Annotated in this window: 14 protein-coding genes; 12 read left to right on the top strand and 2 right to left on the bottom strand. The window is 47.5% G+C overall.

Going from position 1 to position 18433, the window contains the following annotated elements; translation table 11 throughout:
- Window positions 1-60 precede the first annotated feature (60 nt).
- The 12 genes from TM074_RS02070 (at window position 61) to fusA (ending at window position 16419) form a co-directional block, all read left to right on the top strand.
- Window positions 61-780, top strand: a complete 720-nt coding sequence (locus tag TM074_RS02070; RefSeq protein ID WP_368999978.1) for a deoxycytidine triphosphate deaminase — start codon at window positions 61-63, stop codon at window positions 778-780.
- Complete coding sequence (locus tag TM074_RS02065; RefSeq protein ID WP_368999977.1) at window positions 780-1223, top strand: HIT family protein; 444 nt, start codon at window positions 780-782, stop codon at window positions 1221-1223. Before TM074_RS02070 ends, TM074_RS02065 begins: the two co-directional genes overlap by 1 nt.
- Complete coding sequence (tmk, locus tag TM074_RS02060; protein WP_368999975.1) at window positions 1178-1885, top strand: dTMP kinase; 708 nt, start codon at window positions 1178-1180, stop codon at window positions 1883-1885. The genes TM074_RS02065 and tmk overlap by 46 nt, the downstream gene beginning before the upstream one ends.
- On the top strand, window positions 1866-2606 hold the full coding sequence (locus TM074_RS02055; protein ID WP_368999973.1) for a hypothetical protein: 741 nt from the start codon (window positions 1866-1868) through the stop codon (window positions 2604-2606). Before tmk ends, TM074_RS02055 begins: the two co-directional genes overlap by 20 nt.
- A gap of 179 nt (window positions 2607-2785) precedes the next feature.
- On the top strand, window positions 2786-6130 hold the full coding sequence (locus tag TM074_RS02050; protein WP_368999971.1) for a DNA-directed RNA polymerase subunit beta: 3345 nt from the start codon (window positions 2786-2788) through the stop codon (window positions 6128-6130).
- A gap of 1 nt (window position 6131) precedes the next feature.
- Entirely contained in the window at window positions 6132-9977 is a 3846-nt protein-coding gene (gene rpoC, locus TM074_RS02045; RefSeq protein ID WP_368999969.1) for a DNA-directed RNA polymerase subunit beta', read from the top strand.
- A gap of 122 nt (window positions 9978-10099) precedes the next feature.
- On the top strand, window positions 10100-10249 hold the full coding sequence (locus TM074_RS02040) for a hypothetical protein (protein WP_368999967.1): 150 nt from the start codon (window positions 10100-10102) through the stop codon (window positions 10247-10249).
- Window positions 10221-10634, top strand: a complete 414-nt coding sequence (rpsL, locus tag TM074_RS02035) for a 30S ribosomal protein S12 (RefSeq protein WP_039327447.1) — start codon at window positions 10221-10223, stop codon at window positions 10632-10634. Before TM074_RS02040 ends, rpsL begins: the two co-directional genes overlap by 29 nt.
- A gap of 2 nt (window positions 10635-10636) precedes the next feature.
- Complete coding sequence (gene rpsG, locus TM074_RS02030; protein WP_138079010.1) at window positions 10637-11116, top strand: 30S ribosomal protein S7; 480 nt, start codon at window positions 10637-10639, stop codon at window positions 11114-11116.
- A gap of 79 nt (window positions 11117-11195) precedes the next feature.
- Window positions 11196-11690, top strand: coding sequence for a YajQ family cyclic di-GMP-binding protein (locus TM074_RS02025; RefSeq protein WP_368999963.1), 495 nt, complete (start codon window positions 11196-11198; stop codon window positions 11688-11690).
- A 12-nt stretch (window positions 11691-11702) separates the two neighbouring features.
- Complete coding sequence (locus TM074_RS02020; RefSeq protein WP_368999961.1) at window positions 11703-14225, top strand: trypsin-like peptidase domain-containing protein; 2523 nt, start codon at window positions 11703-11705, stop codon at window positions 14223-14225.
- Between the two features lie 103 nt (window positions 14226-14328).
- The gene (fusA, locus tag TM074_RS02015) at window positions 14329-16419 is read left to right on the top strand and encodes an elongation factor G (protein WP_368999959.1); all 2091 of its coding nucleotides are present in this window, start codon (window positions 14329-14331) and stop codon (window positions 16417-16419) included.
- Window positions 16420-16485: 66 nt separating this feature from the next.
- Here the strand turns inward: fusA and TM074_RS02010 are convergent, their stop codons facing one another.
- Together TM074_RS02010 and TM074_RS02005 are read right to left on the bottom strand one after the other, a co-directional pair.
- The gene (locus tag TM074_RS02010; RefSeq protein ID WP_368999957.1) at window positions 16486-16965 is read right to left on the bottom strand and encodes an HD domain-containing protein; all 480 of its coding nucleotides are present in this window, start codon (window positions 16963-16965) and stop codon (window positions 16486-16488) included.
- Window positions 16965-18353, bottom strand: coding sequence for a threonine/serine exporter ThrE family protein (locus TM074_RS02005; RefSeq protein ID WP_368999955.1), 1389 nt, complete (start codon window positions 18351-18353; stop codon window positions 16965-16967). The genes TM074_RS02010 and TM074_RS02005 overlap by 1 nt, the downstream gene beginning before the upstream one ends.
- Window positions 18354-18433: the final 80 nt, after the last annotated feature.

Below are 18433 nucleotides of genomic sequence, written 5' to 3'. Positions count from 1 at the left end.
AAATACGGAAACTTGCCATAATGAGATTTGGTAGAAAAATCACGCAATGGGAGGTTTTTAGTGAGCGTGTATTCAAATAAAGATATATTGGCGGCAATTGATGACGGGACAATTGTCTGTACGCCATTCAATCCAAAAAACGTATCAGAGGCCAGCTTAGATTTTACGCTAGGCTTTAATTTTTATAAACAGGAATATGACGAGATATCTCGGGTTTATAATCCATTTGATGAGGCGGACGTTGACCGCTACTTTAAAGGCCCTCTTAAAGCAATGCCTCACGCCGAGTGGTGTAAGCGGCATGGCTTTCGAGAGTTTCAAAATATTCCGCCAGATCATCCGATAATCGTCTTAAAGCCTGGTGAGCGAATTTTAGCACATACGCATGAATTTGTAGGGATTCGGGCGCACGGTGGCGCGGCTGAGGTGAAAAGTCGTAGTTCGTGGGGTAGAAATGGCGTGGCAGTGTGTTTTGATGCGGGCTGGGTTGATCCGGGTTATATTAATCGGATTACACTTGAGATTTACAATTTGAATAAACACGAAAGTGTAGTACTGCCTGTTGGCGAGAGGATTGGGCAGCTGATTTTTCATCACACTGGCCCGGTTGACGGCGGTTACGCTAGTGGTCGTGGTGGTATGAGTGGTAAATATCAGCACACTGATGATTTGGATGAATTGATAAAAACTTGGCAACCTGAAATGATGTTGCCGCGAGCCTTTAAGGACAATCGACATAAACCGATGGAAATTCCGGGTCTAAGCGAGGGGATTTTATAATGATGACTGGCTCAATGTTCCGTTGGCGGACGAAAGAAAAAGAATATAATAATCATAAGAAAAGTAATAAATCTGAAAGTTGCGACTTCTGTCAATTGGTAAAACAGCACACAAGTCAAGTCGTAGAAGAAACAAAACATTGTCTAATCATTAAAAATCGATTTGGCTATGATTTTTGGGACGGCTGCGGTGTTAATGATCATCTAATGGTGATACCTAAGCGGCACGTCGATTCGTTGGCGAATTTGAAGGATGAGGAAAAAATTGACTACATTAATCAGGTTGCCAGGTTTGAATCTAGCGGCTATTCAATTTATGCTCGAGCCCAAGGCAGCAAAACCAAGTCGATGATACATCAGCATACTCACTTGATAAAAATTGATGGCAAAACGAAAAAATGGCTGGTATTTTTACAGAAGCCGCATATTGTAATTACGAGGTGACGATGGGTAGTTTGGGAAAATATATTGTTATTGAAGGCAATGACGGAACGGGCAAATCAACGCAGGTGGCTAAGTTAGCAGATTACTTTCGAGAGCGTGGGCGGACGGTTTGCGTAGTCGAGGAGCCTGGCAGTGAAGATCCAGAGAAATCAACGCCGATAGCCGATGAGCTAAGAAAGGTGATTAAGAACGGTGATCTGGCCCGTTCGGCGGCTGTTAACGTGGCGTTATTTTCTGCAGCACGCCGAGAATTGTGGCAAGAAAAAATTCAGCCGGCTTTAGAGCGCGGGGAGATTGTCCTGAGTGCGCGCAACTATATTTCAACGCTGGTTTATCAGGGTCGAGGCGAAGGTTATGATGAGTCTGAGATTTTACGATTGACCAAATTATTTACTGGTGAGAGGTATTTGCGCCCCGATATTATGATTATCCTAAGTTTGAGCCATGACAAGCGCGAGGAGCGAATTGCCATGCGCGGCGAGCTGAAAAATCCCGACGCTTTTGAATCGCGCGGACAGGACTTTCAGGAAAAAGTTGATGATGGCTATCTGGAAATTGCCAAGGATTACGATATCCCAGTTGTCTTAGCAGATGGAAATGTCGAAGAGGTTCATGATATGCTGATTGATGAGATTGAGATAAATGGAGGAATTGATGTTTGAGGAGATACGAATAGGCAGACTGACGCCAGATGAAATTGATGATGAATGTGCGGAATCTATCCGTGATATGTGGCTGAGAGCGGGGAATCTTATAGGCGAAGGGCAGACAAATCCCGTCTTAACAAGTGCTATTCGTGATATAAATAGTCCAGGCAATTTACGACGTGAGGTGCGTAGGCGGGATTCTGGAATTTATGCAGTAAAAAGGCTCGGTAGCGGCGTTTTACTGGCTGCTGCGAGAGTAACTATTAAAAGGGGCAGATTTGCTCCGCAATATGGCGATAATCAAGCGGGCAGGCCTATGTATATGGAGACTTTTGGCGTGAGCGATGATTCTGAGGAAGCTTGGTCGGATTATCTTAAGGATATAGCAGAGCAAGCACGAGAGGACTTTGGTCGATCCATGGGAAGCAGAGTCACCAAACTTTGCGCTTACGCCTCTCCCGGTGCCGATGAAAGATTTCCTGATGCTGTAAGGCGTGTTAATCCTCGTACGTATGAAAAGCATGGTGGAGAGGTGGGCTCATTCGGAGTTGTGGGTAGACTAGCTGGTCGGTATTCTCGTCATGACGTGGAATTTGATGTTCCTCAGACTGCTCGCGTACGCGAGGCCTTAGGGAGAGCTGCCTTTTCTTTGCTGGGTGTTTTGAAGAATCCGCTCGGCGAGCCTATTCCTGTTTGTGCGGGATCTATTGAGGAAGAATTGCCGACTGCTGCTTAGGATAGTTATGCAAACCCCTTGATTTTATTGACATTTTTCGTCATAATGATTACTTAGAGAAGTAGTGTATTCATGGCGGGTAAAAATTGCGAGCGGGCAAATCGTGATTTTAGGCTATGGATTAGGGATCTTCACGGCCGTCTATCAACCACTAAATAAAGCGAGGAGTGTTTACGCCTGTGGCAAAAAAACCATCCACAAGCAGCGAGCGCGTCTATTTCACCTCTGGTGACAACGCCCTGTCGCTGCCAAACCTAATCGCTCACCAAAAAGATTCTTGGCGCTGGTTCGTCGAAGAAGGTTTGAGTGAGATATTTTCAGAAGTTAATCCAATTGACGACTATACTGGTCAAAAGTTGTCATTGAAATTCGGCAAATATTATTTTGGCGAGCCGAAAAACACCGACCAGTTTGCTAAAGAAAATAACTTGACATTTGAAGCGCCTCTGCACGCGACGGTTGAATTGACCAACAAGACAACTGGTCTGGTTGAGGAGCAAGAAATTTACCTTGGTGAATATCCATGGATGACCGATCGTGGTACGTTTGTTATTAACGGTACTGAGCGTGCAGTTGTTAGCCAGCTGATTCGTTCGGCGGGTGTATTCTTCACAGCTGAAACTGTGGCTGGTCGTAACTATTACGGCGCAAAGATTATTCCAGGCCGTGGTGCGTGGATGGAGTTTGAGACGGCTTCTAATGGTGCGATTTACGTGAAGATTGATCGCCGCCGCAAGATTCCAGCAACGACATTGCTGCGTGCTTTGGGCTATCCAAAGACTAGCGAAATTAAGGAATTGTTTGCTGATATTGACACGGGCGACGTGAAATACATTGAGGAAACCCTAGACAAGGACACGGCGCGTGGTGCGAATGAGGCGCTAATTGAGGTTTATCGTCGCTTGCGTCCAGGTGATTTGGCGACGGTTGACAATGCTCGCCAGATGATTGAGCGGATGTTCTTTGATTTCAAGCGGTTTGATTACTCCCGCGTTGGTCGTTATAAGATCAATCAGCGCTTGGGTCTTGATGTTGCTAATACGACTGAAAATCGTACGTTGCAGATGAGCGACTTGGTGGCAATTCTGCGTGAAGTGATTCGTCTTAACAACACTCAGGAGCCAGCTGATGACATTGACGCGCTTAATAATCGCCGCGTTCGTTTGGTTGGCGAGCTGATTGCCCGTCAGTTCCGCGTTGGTATGCTCAGAATGCAGCGCAACGCCATGGACCGTATGAGTGTGGCTGATCTGGAAAGTGTTAGCCCGAGCCAATTGATCAACGCTCGTCCAATTGTGGCGGCAGTGCGTGAATTCTTTACCTCAAGCCAGTTGTCACAGCTACTTGACGAGGTTAACCCATTGTCAGAATTGAGTCATAAGCGACGCTTGAGTTCGACTGGCCCTGGCGGTTTGAGTCGTGAGCGTGCTGGATTTGAAGTTCGTGATGCTCACCCAACACATTACGGTCGTATCTGTTCAGTGGAAACACCAGAAGGTGCTAACGTTGGTTTGGTATTGAACTTGGCGGCTTATGCTCGAGTTAATGAATATGGTTTTATTGAGACTCCATATCTACGCGTCAAAGATGGTCGCGTGACCGATGAGCTTGTTTATCTGGACGCTTCACAGGAAATCGGTGAAGTTATCGCTGACGCTGGTGAAGTTCTGAATGAGGATGGTACTTTCCGCGATGAGCGCGTTAATGCTCGTAATAATATGCAGCCATCACAGGTTGACGCTAGCCAAGTTACTTTCATGGACGCAGCTCACCGTCAGATTCTGGGCTCAACTGCAGCGTTGGTCCCGTTCATTGAGAAGACTCGTGTTGACCGCGCCTTGACTGGCTCAAACATGCAACGTCAGGCTGTGCCACTTCTTACTCCGGAGTCAGCAACTGTTGGTACTGGAATTGAGAAGGCTGTGGCTGAAAATAGTGGCCACTTAATCCAGGCTGAGGCAAACGGTGAAGTTGTTCGTGCTGATGCGGACGAGATTCATGTTAAATATGCTGACGGTGTAAAGATTTACACTCTGAAGCACTTTGTGAAGAATAATGATGATCGTTGTTACAACCAAAAAGTTCGCGTTGAGCGTGGTGATAAGGTGAAGAAGGGCGATATTCTGATTGAAGGCGCCTCAATTGCTGGTGGCGAAATTGCCCTAGGTAAGAACCTGTTGGTAGCCTTCATGCCATGGGGTGGCTACAACATGGAAGACGCGATTATCATGAGCCGTCGTTTGGTTGAAGATGATCGATTGACCAGCATCAATATTAAGGATTACACCGTTGAGGTCCGTGAGACGAAGCTTGGTCCGGAGATTGTGACGCGCGATATTCCAAACGTTTCTGAGGAAAGTCTGCGCCACTTGGACGAGAATGGAATTGTCCAAATTGGTTCTGAGGTTAAGGCGGGCGATGTTTTGGTTGGTAAAATTACACCAAAGGGTGAACAAGAACTGAGCTCTGAGGAACGCCTGCTCCGCGCCATTTTCGGTGAAAAGGCTAAGGACGTTCGCGATACCTCACAGCGTATGAATAATGCCGGCGGCGGTAAAGTTGTCGGCGTGAAGATTTTCAGCCGTGAGAATGGCCATGAATTGAAAGCTGGCGTCTTGATGCAGATCCAGATTTTTGTGGCTCAGCTGCGAAAGATTGGTGTTGGTGATAAGATGGCCGGACGCTTTGGCAACAAGGGTGTTGTAGCAAAAGTTCTGCCAGTTGAGGATATGCCGTTCCTAGAAGATGGTACGCCAGTTGATGTGATCTTGAACCCACTCGGTGTGCCAAGCCGCATGAACCTTGGTCAGCTGTTTGAGACACACCTCGGTATGGCGGCGCGAGCATTAGGCTACCGCGTGGCAACTCCGTCATTTAACGGTGTTCCAAGCGAGAAGATTTCTGATGAACTAGAAAAAGCAGGATTAGCACGTGATGGTAAGAGTCAACTATTTGATGGCCGTACTGGTGAAGCCTTTGAGGAGCGCACCACAGTCGGTGTGATGCACATGATCAAATTGCACCACATGGTTTCTGACAAGATTCACGCCCGTTCAACGGGTCCATACACCATGGTCACTCAGCAGCCGCTCGGTGGTAAAGCTCAAAACGGTGGTCAGCGCTTCGGCGAGATGGAGGTTTGGGCGTTGGAGGCTTACGGTGCTGCTGCAACCTTGCAGGAAATGTTGACAATTAAATCCGACGACGTTTACGGTCGTGCTAAGGCTTACGAGTCAATCATCAAAGACGAACCGATTGTCGGTCCAAAACTGCCAGAATCCTTCAACGTTTTGGTTAAGGAACTTCAAGGTCTGGGTCTTCGGGTTGACTTAGTTGATGACGAAGCGACAGTTGACGCTGAGCATATTATCGCTTCAAGTGGCCCAGAGGATAAGACTGTAGCTACTGACGATGAAGAAGAGAAAGAAGTATACTTGGACGAATCAGACGACATCGGTGAAATTGATGGTGGTATGAGCGTGCAAGATATTGATGAAGTAGAAGAAATAAAGGAGGACGCGTAAGATGGCAAATTCTGCATTTAACGCAACGGGCATCAGCGATTTTGACGCGGTTCGTTTGGCGGTAGCTAGCCCAGAAGACATTCTGAAATGGAGCTACGGCGAGGTTTTGAAGCCAGAGACAATTAACTACCGCACCCAAAAGCCAGAGCGCGACGGATTGTTCTGCGAGCGAATCTTCGGTCCGGTTAAGGATATCAATCCACACGACTCAAAATTAAAGGGCGTACGTTCACGCGAAGCTGCGGTTGATAAGAACGGTGAGCTTGTCACCAAATCAATCGTTCGTCGTGAGCGAATGGGCCACATCCAATTGGCAGTTCCAGTGGCGCATATTTGGTTTATGCGTGGCACACCAAGCGCTATGAGTCAGCTACTCGGCATGACGGTCCGTAATATTGAGAAGATTGTTTACTTTGCAACTTACGTTATCTTGAATGTTGACGAAGAAACTCGTGATCAATATTTGGCAGATTTGGAAGCGGAAACTGATTTGGCTCGTAAAGCTATCAAACTTCGCTACGAAAAAATGGCTGAGGAAGATGGTGCTGATATCAAGCAGCTAGCCAAGGAACAGAGCCGCGAAGTTGAGGAGCTGGAAGAAAATTACGTCGGTAAGAAGTCGCAATTGGAAGGCTTAAATAAGGGCGCGCTGATTTCAGAGACTGAATATCGTAATTTGCCGGAAGAGTATGACGAACTGATTGAGGTTGGCATGGGCGCTAGTGCAGTGAAGTCGCTTCTGGACAATATTGATTTGCCAAAGCTAATTGCGGAATTGACCGAAGAAGCAGAAGGCGCGAAGGGCCAGCGACAGAAGAAACTACTAAAGCGGTTGAAGATGCTGGAGAGTATGGAAGCTGCCGGCATTAAGCCGTCCAGCTTGTGTATGACGGTTCTACCAGTGATTCCTCCAGATCTTCGTCCGATGGTGGCGTTGTCTGGTGGTCGATTTGCGACATCTGACTTGAACGACTTGTATCGCCGAATTATTAACCGCAACAACCGCTTGAAGAAGTTGATTGAGCTTAACGCGCCAGAAGTTATTCAGCGCAATGAAAAGCGTATGCTGCAGGAAGCAGTTGATGCTTTGATTGACAATTCAGCATCGCGTGGTCGCGCTGTGAGTTCGACTGGTGGTCGCCGTAGCCTAAAGAGCTTGAGTGACATGCTGAAGGGCAAGCAGGGCCGTTTCCGTCAGAACCTTCTTGGTAAGCGTGTTGACTATTCTGGTCGTTCTGTGATCGTGGTTGGTCCGAAATTGAAGATTCATCAGTGCGGTCTACCAAAACAAATGGCGCTGGAGCTATTTAAGCCATTTGTCATTAGTTGGCTGATTAAGAACGAATTTGCGCATAATATTCGCTCAGCTTCACGTCTGATTGAGGCTGGCGAGGCAGTGGTTTGGGACGCGCTTGATTCAGCAATTGAAGGTAAGTACGTACTACTTAACCGTGCACCAAGCTTGCACCGCTTGTCAATTCAGGCCTTTCAGCCAGTTCTAGTCGAAGGAAAAGCTATCCAACTGCACCCATTAGTTTGTGCTGGGTTTAACGCTGACTTCGACGGTGACCAGATGGCCGTTCACTTGCCACTATCAAAGGAGGCTCAGGCCGAGGCTCGCGAATTGATGAGCGCAACTGCCAACTTGCTGAAGCCTGCTGACGGTGCGCCAGTGCTACATATCTCACAGGATATAGTGCTGGGCAACTATTACCTAACTTACGACAAGCCGCAAGCTCAGACTGACGATGTTAAAACCTACAGCTCTGTCTACGAGGCAGAGATGGCGTACGATAAGGGCGCAATTCAATTGCAAACCCCAATCCGTATTTTTGCCAAGGGCGAAATGCGCCAGACAACTTTGGGCCGTGTCTTCTTTAATGAGATTCTGCCAGAGGACTTCCCTTACGACAACAACGTTCAGACTAAGAAACAGCTGAAGAAGGTATTGGCGCAAATCTTTAACAAGTATGGTGCCGAGGAAACTGCCAAAATCGCTGACCGCATGAAGGGGCAAGCTTTCCGCTTTGCGACAACTGCGGCCGTGTCAACAGGTATGACCGATTACGTGCACTTTGATGAGATCCCTGAGTTTGTGGCTGAGGGTGACGCCAAGGCAGCTTTGATTTCTGAGCAGTTCGACCAAGGTCTGATTACCGAAGAAGAGCGTTACAACTTGACGGTGAACGCTTGGCGAAACGTTGACAATAAGATTACCGCTTTCTTGAAGGAACAGCTAGCACATATGGACACCAGTATTTCCATGATGGTTAACTCTGGTGCTCGTGGTGATATTTCCAACGTGAAGCTGGCGAGCGCTATGATTGGTATTCAGATGGACGCAACTAACCACGAAATTGAGCTGCCAATCCGTAGCTCCTACACTGGTGGTCTGTCCAGCCTGGAGGCCTTTGTGGCGACTCGTGGTGCGCGTAAGGGTCTGATCGACACCGCGTTGAAGACTGCTGACTCAGGTTATTTGACTCGTCGTTTGGTCGACGTGGCACAGGACGTCTTCACGGTTGAGGACGCTGAAGGTGACGACGAGGGCTATGCAATCTACCGCTCAGAAACTGAGGAAACGATGATCGACTTCTCGAACCGCTTGGCTGGCCGTTATGCCGCTGAGACGATTCCGGGTCACGTCAACAAGGACGAATTGATCACCCGGGAAATCGCTGACTCAATCGATGACGATGAAAGTATCCAGAGCGTCAAGATCCAATCAGTCCTGTCGACCAACAACCTCAACGGCATTCCGCAGCGCAGCTACGGCGTTGACATGTCAACCGGTAAATTGGTTGGTAATCATCAGCCAGTCGGTGTTATCGCTGCTCAGTCAGTCGGTGAGCCAGGTACTCAGTTGACTCTGCGTACTTTCCACAACTCTGGTGTGGCTGGCGGTGACATCACCCAAGGTCTGCCGCGTGTTGAAGAATTATTCGAGGCGCGCACACCAAAGGGTCAGGCGTTTGTTACGGAAATTGCCGGGTTAGTTGACGTTTGGGAAGATGGCAAGAAGTACATCGTCCAAGTTACGCCAGAGTCCGGCAACGTTGAGCGCTTGCCGCTAGACGGCCGAACCGTCGTGGTTAAGGCTGGCTCAAGCGTCAAAGCTGGCGACGTACTGGCAACTGGCGAAGGCGACACTCGCCCGCTCATCGCACCATTTGACGGTGTGGTTGAGGCAGCTGAAGACACCTTGGTGATCGCTGCTGAAGCTGGTGCGCCAGCTCGTTACGAAATCCCAGGCACTATGCAATTGGTAGTTAAAGCTAACGACGTCGTCGAGGCTGGTGACCGCTTGACAGCCGGTTCATTAAATCTGCACGACTTGATGCGTCTCAAGGGCGTCGAAGCCACGCAGCGTTACATCATTAACGAAGTCCTGCGCATTTACGCCGCTCAGGGTCAGGATGTGGCCGACAAGCACCTGGAGATCATCGTTCGCCAGATGTTCAGTCGCGTCCAGATCGAAGATGCGGGTGATAGCGACTTTGTGACTGGCGACATCGTCTCCAAGGCTGCGGTAGTGAACACCAACAAGCAACTGGCTGCTGAGGGTAAGAACCTCATCAGCTACACTCAGCTACTACTCGGCATCACCAAGGTGTCCATCTGGAGCGACTCTTGGCTATCAGCCGCGTCCTTCCAGGACACTACTCGCGTGCTGATCAACGCTGCCGTATCTGGTCGCGCTGACCACTTGCATGGCCTGAAGGAAAACGTTATCATCGGCCGCAAGATTCCAGTGGGAACGGGCGCTGTCGAAGAGACGGAAACCGACGAGCCAAGCGAGGACGAGTTCGCTGACGATCAGGAAGAGGAATCGGTTGTGGCTGTGTAGGCCAACCGACCTCCTTTCCTAGAAAACCGCTCCGATGGCTACGGGGCGGTTTTCTATAGCAATTGCACGCAATCTATGCTATAATCTCATCAGAGTTTCCTCTTTTCGGAGCAAGCGGTGGCTTGAATGTGTACAGGCTGCATGCTCGGCAGAAAAGGTATAGACACGGGGCGGAGTTGCTGAATCCAAGCCGTAAATCAGGCGAAATCGCCATAATTAGTAATTCAACCAAGGAGAAATTGGATGCCAACTATCAACCAATTGGTGCGTAAACCGCGTCAAACGGCTAAGAAAAAGTCCAAGTCGCCAGCACTGGGTCGCATTCATAACGCCCTGAAAACGCGTTACTACGACCAAAATGCACCGCTCAAGCGTGGTGTCTGTGTGCGTGTGACGACCAAGACGCCAAAGAAACCAAACTCAGCTTTGCGTAAAGTTGCCCGTGTAAAACTGAACAACGGCTACGAAGTCTGGGCCTACATCGGCGGTGAAGGCCACAACTTGCAGGAGCATGCTGTGGTTTTGATCCGCGGCGGACGTGTGCCTGACCTTCCAGGTGTGCGTTATCACATCGTACGCGGTGCCTTGGACCTTCAAGGTGTCAACAACCGCAAGCGGGGCCGTTCAAAGTACGGTACCAAGAAAGGGGATAAGTAATCATGCCTCGTAAAGTTACCAAGAAACTACAACGTGAACTCAAGCCTGACCGCCGCTACCAAAGCGTGCTGGTGCAGCGCCTGATCAACAAATCAATGCTGGACGGTAAGAAGTTGGCAGCCGAGCGTGCTGTTTACACCGCCCTGGAAACTGCTGCGAAGAAATTGGATTCAGAAGATCCGTTGGCAGTGTTTGAAAAAGCCTTGAAAAACGTCAGTCCAAACTTTGAGGTGAAGAGCCGCCGCGTCGGTGGTGCCAACTACCAGATTCCGTTCCCAGTCCAGGGACACCGGCAGCTACACTACGCGTTTAGCTGGCTAGTACAATCAGCTCGTGCTCGCAGTGGTATGCCATACTCACAGCGTTTGGCACTGGAAATCGTTGACGCCTACAACGAAGCTGGTGCTGCCTTCAAGAAGAAGGAAGACACCCACAAGATGGCCGAAGCCAACCGCGCCTTTGCGCACTTTGCTCGTGGCTAATCATTGCCTAGGTGCAAAATTAGAAAATCGCTCCGTAGAAGGGGCGATTTTTGTTATAATAGAGAAAACAGGAGGATAAATGGCAAGTTTTTCATTTGATATTGTGTCAGAAATTGATAAAGCTGAGATGAATAATGTATTCATGCAGGCGGAAAAAGAGATCCAAGGGCGGTATGATTTTAAGGGGACGAGTGCTGGAATTGACTGGCTGGATGATAGGAAAGGTCTGAAGCTTACTGGTGATAATGAGTGGCAAGTTGATGCGGTACTGGATATTGTGCGTAAGAAGTTGGCGGCTCGTGGTCAGTCAAGCAAATCTCTAGACCTCACTAAGGAAAAAGTTACTTCAAATCTGAAAACTACCTGGGAGATACCGTTTAAGCAGGGTCTTGATCAGGCGATGGCAAAACGGATCGCTGCGGATATTCGCACCAATACCCTAAAAGCTAAGCCACAAATTCAGGGCGATCTCATCCGCGTTACCTCTTCTTCAAAAGATGAATTACAAAAAGTCATTAGTTTAGTGCGTGAAAATGATTATGACACGCCACTGCAATTTGTGAATTATAGGTAAGGTAGTAATAAGATGGATCAAAAATCAATTAAGAAATTAAGAATATTAGCGATCGTCCTAGGTGTAGTCTTTTTGGCCTCAATTATTGTTGGGGTCGTTGTTCTTAATAATAATCGCTCGTCCAACGTTAGTAGCTCGGCAAAGAAGAAGATTCAGGACTTACTTTCTGAGGAAAACTCTCAGCATTATCGTAGGGTTGTCTCTAAGTACGGATTTTCGTTGCAATATGATAAGGAAACGTTTGTTGGTGAAGGCCACGTTCTTCGTAAAGAATCTAACAGTAAGGAATATCGTGCCGACTTATATAGTGAAGATGAACTAAATGAAAGTCGTGCTTACGCAATTCTTAAATTAATATATCGGCAGAATCCAGAGAAAGATAAGAAAGATGGTAACTTTTCGCTTACGAAAATTATGCCCGAGCTTTCGATTACAACTTCGCGCAAGAAGAACTATTTTGACCGCTCAACAATGCCCGACGAATATAAGGATACTAAGAAATATTCTGACTTAGATCTGTTACTTCAGGGTGATATCAATAGTCGTAAGAAAAAAGACCCAAATATGAAATATCGCACTGGCGATGTGACAATTTCTGGTCTGCAGTTTAAGAAACTGGTCGTGGATTATGGAAGTACCTATGACGGTAAGTGGCAGAAAACTGGCGAGAGCACAATATATATGACTGTTCAGAATGGTAGGCCGTATTGGATATCGATATTTGCGCTGAGTAAGAATGTATATATGCAGCCATACATTGACCAGCTGGAGTCGTTAGTGGGTGCTGTTACTTTCCATCAGCCAGACGAGAGTTATCTGGTTAGCGCTAATGATGGAGAGTCTCGCTTGGCTAATTCGGGGATAACTCTAGCCAAGGCGGAGAATTTCTCGAAGGATAAGAATACTACAAATACCATAAGTACCTTAGATGAGAAATCTATTATTAAAGTGGTAGCCAGGAACCAAATATCCACAGTTCGTGTTGGGACAATACGCTGTGCCGATATGATTTACACAGCTCAAAATGGTGCTACTATGCGATTGAACGGTCTGTGTAGCGGGGGGATTGGTAGTGGCTCAATTGTTTCGGATGATGGCTATATTGCTACAAATGGCCACGTGACAGAAGTCGCCAACCAGAGTATGATCAGGGGGCTGCGGTCAAGAGAACAGTGGGATACTTATTGTCATTTCATGATAAATGCTGGCTATATAACCAGACAAGCCCTAGTTGATCTAATAAAAAAATCACAGGGCGGTGATCAGTCTGCGACGGCAGCCATCCAAGGTCTTATTGATAACGTGCCGATTGATAATATTCGGTCAGAAAATGATCGATATGATTATATTATCCAGACCTCAAATGACCCGATTGTTCATGATAGAAGTAATCCGGAAATTTCGAGATGGAAGAAGACTCCGACCAACGTTAGCGCTAAGAAGATTGATGCAGAAGTCAATTTGCGACAGGCTAGGATGGATTTAAATAGCGACAAAACCGATGTGGCAATTTTAAAGATTGACGGTAAATTCCCAGCAGTTGACTTAGGTGATAGTAATGGTTTGTCTCAGGGCGATCAGGTAACGGCAATTGGCTATCCAGCAGTTGTTGATAATGGCACACAAACAAAGCAAGCTAAGACTGTGCCAACAGTAACTCAGGGTAGTGTCAGTGGCATGAGAAGAGACGCTGGTGGTCATAAATTGTTTTCAATGACGGCACAAATTGCCGCTGGAAATAGCGGCGGACCCGCCTTTGATAAAGACGGTAAGCAAGTGGGTTTAAATACTTATGGCGGCGCAGCCTGTGCGAATAGCAATAAAAAGAATAATTTATGTTTTGGGAGTGGTATTTTCCGTGATATTGCTGATCTGAAGAGTATGGCTAGAAAGAATAATGTTAATCTTTCGTCCAACGGTGAGTTAACTAAGCTCTGGAAAGATGGTTTAGAGGATTTCTCTCAGGGTAAATATTCTAAGGCGAAAGATAAGTTTGAGAAGCTTGATAAAAAATACTCCGGCAATTATCTAGTCACAAAGATGATTGATGTAGCTTCTAACACCCCAGATGATTATGTAGAACCTAAAAAGTCCGACAAAGAGTCTGGCGGCGTAGCAGATGCTGGGGCGAATAAAAAGTCTGAGACAGATAAGACGGACAATGACACTGTGATGGTTGTAGTAGTTGTGGTAATTGCCTCTACGGGAGCATTGTTCTTGGTAGTGTCAATTATTGCCATTATCGTTTCCGTCAGTAGTCGTCGAAAATTTAATGCCTACCCGCAGTATGTAGTCGGCCAGTATCCGCAGCAGTCACCATATCAGCAACAGGCCTATCAGCAAGGTCCTGTGTCCCCACAACAATATCCACCACAGCAGAGTTCCATACCTTCACAGCCATATCCGCCGCAGGCTTATTATCAACAATCGCCAGGTCAGTATCCACCGGCGCCTATTCAGCCTCCAGGCAATTATCCGCCTACTGGGTCGATTTCAGAGGCTGATGAATCTAAAAATCCGCCAGCTCAAAGCTAGTCAAAATTACAGATAACTGATATAATAAAACGCAAGAGTAGTTTTTTGGTGCCAAAAAATTGACCAAAGATCTCGACAAATTAACGTAATATAAAGGAAAATTATGGCAGAGACGAATGTTCCGCTGAAAAATTTTAGAAATATTGGTATTATTGCCCATATTGACGCCGGTAAAACGACGACAACTGAGGGTATTTTGTACCGCACCGGTTTGACCCACAAAATCGGTGTAGTCAAAGGCGATGGCGACGGCGCCACCACTGACTGGATGGCGCAGGAAAAAGAGCGCGGTATTACCATCACCTCGGCGGCTGTGACTTGTTTCTGGAAGGGTCATAAGATCAACATCATCGACACCCCAGGACACATCGACTTTACCGCTGAGGTGGAGCGTTCACTTCGCGTCCTCGACGGTGCTGTGACGGTATTTGACGGTAAGATGGGTGTTGAGGCTCAATCTGAAACAGTGTGGCGCCAGGCTGATAAATATGGCGTGCCACGCATCTGCTTTATCAACAAGATTAACCAGACTGGTGGTGATTTCTGGAAATCTCTGGAGTCAATTCACAACCGTTTGAGCAAGCAAGCTTTCCCAATTCACATCCCAATTGGTTTTGAAAAGACCATCAACGGTGTGGTTGACCTGATTGACATGAAGGCTTACACCTACACTGATTTTTCTGATCATGAGTTGGTGCAGGGGGAAATCCCGGCTGACATGTTGGAAAAATGCCAAAATGCCCGTAGCTTGTTGGTGGAGAATGCTGTTGAGGCTGATGATGAATTGATGATGAAGTTCCTCGACCAAGGTGAAGAGGCAATTACTATCGACGAGCTGAAGTCTGCCTTGCGTAAGCGTGTGCTGGCTGGCGACTTCTTCTTGGTGACTGGTGGTGACGGCCGCGGTGTCATCGTGGAGAAGGTGCTTGACCTGATGGTGGATTACCTGCCAAGCCCGCTGGATGTTGACGAGATTTGGGGTAAAAATCCAAAGACTGGCGACGAAGTGAGCCGCAAGCCAGACGACAAAGAACCGATGAGCGCCTTGGCATTTAAGATCGCCACTGACCCATTTGTTGGTAAGCTGATTTTTATCCGCGTCTACTCAGGTGTCTTGAACTCTGGTAGCTACGTCCTGAACACCACGACTGGCGACAAAGAGCGTATCGGTCGTATCGTTCGAATGCACGCTGACAAGCGCGAAGACATTGACAAGATCTCTGCTGGCGACATCGCTGCGGTGGTTGGTTTGAAGAATACTGGTACCGGTAACACCTTGACTGATCCAGCGCACCCAATTGCTTTGGAGTCAATTGAGTTCCCAGAACCGCCAGTTTCCATCGCCGTTGAGCCGAAATCAAAGGCCGACCAGGAGAAGATGGCGCTGGCCTTGCAGCGCCTGGCTGAGGAAGACCCAACCTTCCGCATTCACACTGACGAAGAGACTGGTCAGACCATCATGTCCGGCATGGGTGAGTTGCACCTGGACATCTTGATCGACCGCATGAAGCGTGAGTTCAAGGTTGAAGCAAATATCGGTGAGCCGCAAGTGGCCTTCCGCGAGTCAATCAAGGGCAAGGCTGAAGTCCAGGGTAAGCACGCCAAGCAGTCTGGTGGTCGCGGTCAATACGGTGACGTCTGGGTACGCTTTGAGCCGAATGAGGCTGGCAAGGGCTTTGAGTTTGTTGACGAGATTAAAGGTGGTGTGGTTCCTCAGGAATATCGCCCAGCTGTCATGAAGGGTATCAAGGAAACTTTGGAGGGCGGTGTTATCGCTGGCTATCCAGTGGTTGACGTCAAAGCAACCCTATATGATGGTTCATACCACGATGTCGACTCCTCAGAACTAGCCTTCTCATTGGCGGGTAGTTTGGCAGCTCGTGAAGGTATCAAGCAAGCAACCCCAATTCTGCTCGAACCAGTCATGAAAGTTGAAGTCACCACCCCAGAAGAGTTCATGGGCGACATCATCGGTGACCTTAACTCACGTCGTGGTCGCATTGATGCTATGGAGGATTTGATGGGCGGCGCCAAGCTGATCAAGGCATTTGTGCCATTGGCAAATATGTTTGGTTACACCTCAGACATCCGCTCGATGTCGCAGGGCCGCGCAGCCAGCACCATGGAGCTAGCGCAGTACGAGGAAGTACCGCCAAACGTGGCGCAGGAGATTATCGAAAAACGCTCGAAATAATCTCCTAAGATAAAGAAAAATCCTCGGAATGAATCCGGGGATTTTTATTTGGTTAGACTTACATCTTTATAGATTTGGTATTTTCAGATTTCGATTATTTAACTCCGTATGGATACGATTAGCCAGTCTGATTGCTCTTGTTGATTGCGTACTTTCGGGGCCGTATCTATTTTTAATGTCCACCAGTCGCTGATCCATAGTCAGAGATTCGCCATTTGGGCCTGTCGTCATGTCTGCTAGATTTAAGATCAACAACTCGTCTGTCCAGCTTTCTATATCAGGGTTGCCGTGGTCAAATACGGCGTCGGCCCAGTCAAAACCGGACAATCTCAAGATCCTACCGCCCTCATGTTCATGCTCTGTTTGATTTTCAACAAAGGCATAGGCAAAATCGTGAATTAATCCCATTGCGAATAAGCTGCGCGCTTTATCCTCTTCCATTTTAAAAACGTTGCGGGCCAGCTTGTATGATTTATAGGCGACGGAGCGCATGTGAAATAGTCTGGAGTCAGATAATCCGATGAATTGGGGTAAATCTTCTTTCATTATGCTTGAGTAATGCGACGAAAAATGTTAATTAATTGGCGTCGGATTGGGCGACCAACTATGTTACCGAAAGATGCGCCAATTGCTACCGCTACGCCAATGAGAATTGCCCTGGCCAGGATGGCCAAAGCAGGTAAGAAGTTGACGCTATTTGGTGGATATAGCACGACTCCCATTAATCCGTTGTAAAGAGATAGCCCTGGGACTAGTGGGACAATTCCCGCTGCGATTATAGCTAGAGAAGGGAATTTCCATAATCTGGAGGTAAGGACGGCTACTAGTCCAATGACTGCTGCCGCGATGCCGCTGGCTGTGACGATATCAAATCCGAAGCTCATAACTAAGCGTGAAATCCACCAGCCAAATATTGCAATCAATCCCGAAATAATCATGCCCAACCACTTTGCGTGATTTCTTAAAACAAATGCCGCCGCAATAATTCCGGCACCCAAATATTGTGTATGTTTGTCTGCCAGAGTCAAACGATCTGGCGTTGCTGGGAAATTAATACCAAACTTTGTGGCAATATAAAGCCCGACCATCACGCCAGCAATCACGCCACCCGTTGCCATTACTACCTTTAGTAATCTGGCGTTTGCTGTCATGTAATATTCATCAATTGCGTCCTGGAATGCACCAACAAACATCAGTCCAGCCACCAACAGGACGATTCCGCTAATCACTAACAAAGTGGTATTGATGCTCAGTCCCAGATAATTACTACACCAAGCCGTACCAGCCGCTGTCAGTGTGACAAAGATTGCTACAAGAGCCTGAGAATAGAAAAGTGGTGCGCCGATATGTCCCAGCCAGCGCAATAAACCAGTCGCTAAAAATCCCAGTAAAAACGCCAAGGCTGCCATTAGCGGACTGCCGCCATATAAAGTAACTGAACCGGCGCTAACCAGACCTCCCGCTGCGTAAACGACTAACCCGGAGTGCTTATTTGGTTTTTTAAGTATCTGCTGCAGCCGTTCCTCAGCTTCTTCTAAGGGAAGTTGTTTATGACGAATATCAAGAGCTAGTAGCTGCAAGGCTTGGATTAATTGGTAATTAGGATCGTCCGGTACAATGACCCGCACCATCGTTAACGGTTCGTGATTAACGCCACGATCTTGAGAAACCGTCACCAATGTATAACTAATGTCTATGTGGACGCGCTTCTGGCAGTAGGTCTGAGTGATTCCTTGCGACATGCGCACTACATCACGCGACACCACGCCCATACTCAGGAGTTGCTCAGCAATAGTCATGGTCATGCGCAGGGCTCTCATGTTCGGCGTTAAACTGTCGTCAATTTTCTCTAAATCATGCACTGGCTCAAAGCTATAAAAATTAGCCACTCTGGCTAGTGATTGTTCGATAATTTTTGGTACTTTTTTCTTCACAATACTTAGTGTAACAAATTTTATGCTAATAGAAATAGCCCGCCAAGAGAGCTCCAGCAGAAGCCTATATATCTATTCCT

The organism is Candidatus Nanosynbacter sp. TM7-074, assembly GCF_041006295.1.
In the GTDB taxonomy this organism is placed as follows: domain Bacteria; phylum Patescibacteriota; class Saccharimonadia; order Saccharimonadales; family Saccharimonadaceae; genus Nanosynbacter.
Note: the sequence above shows the minus strand (reverse complement) of the source record. Positions and strands in the feature narration are given on the sequence as shown.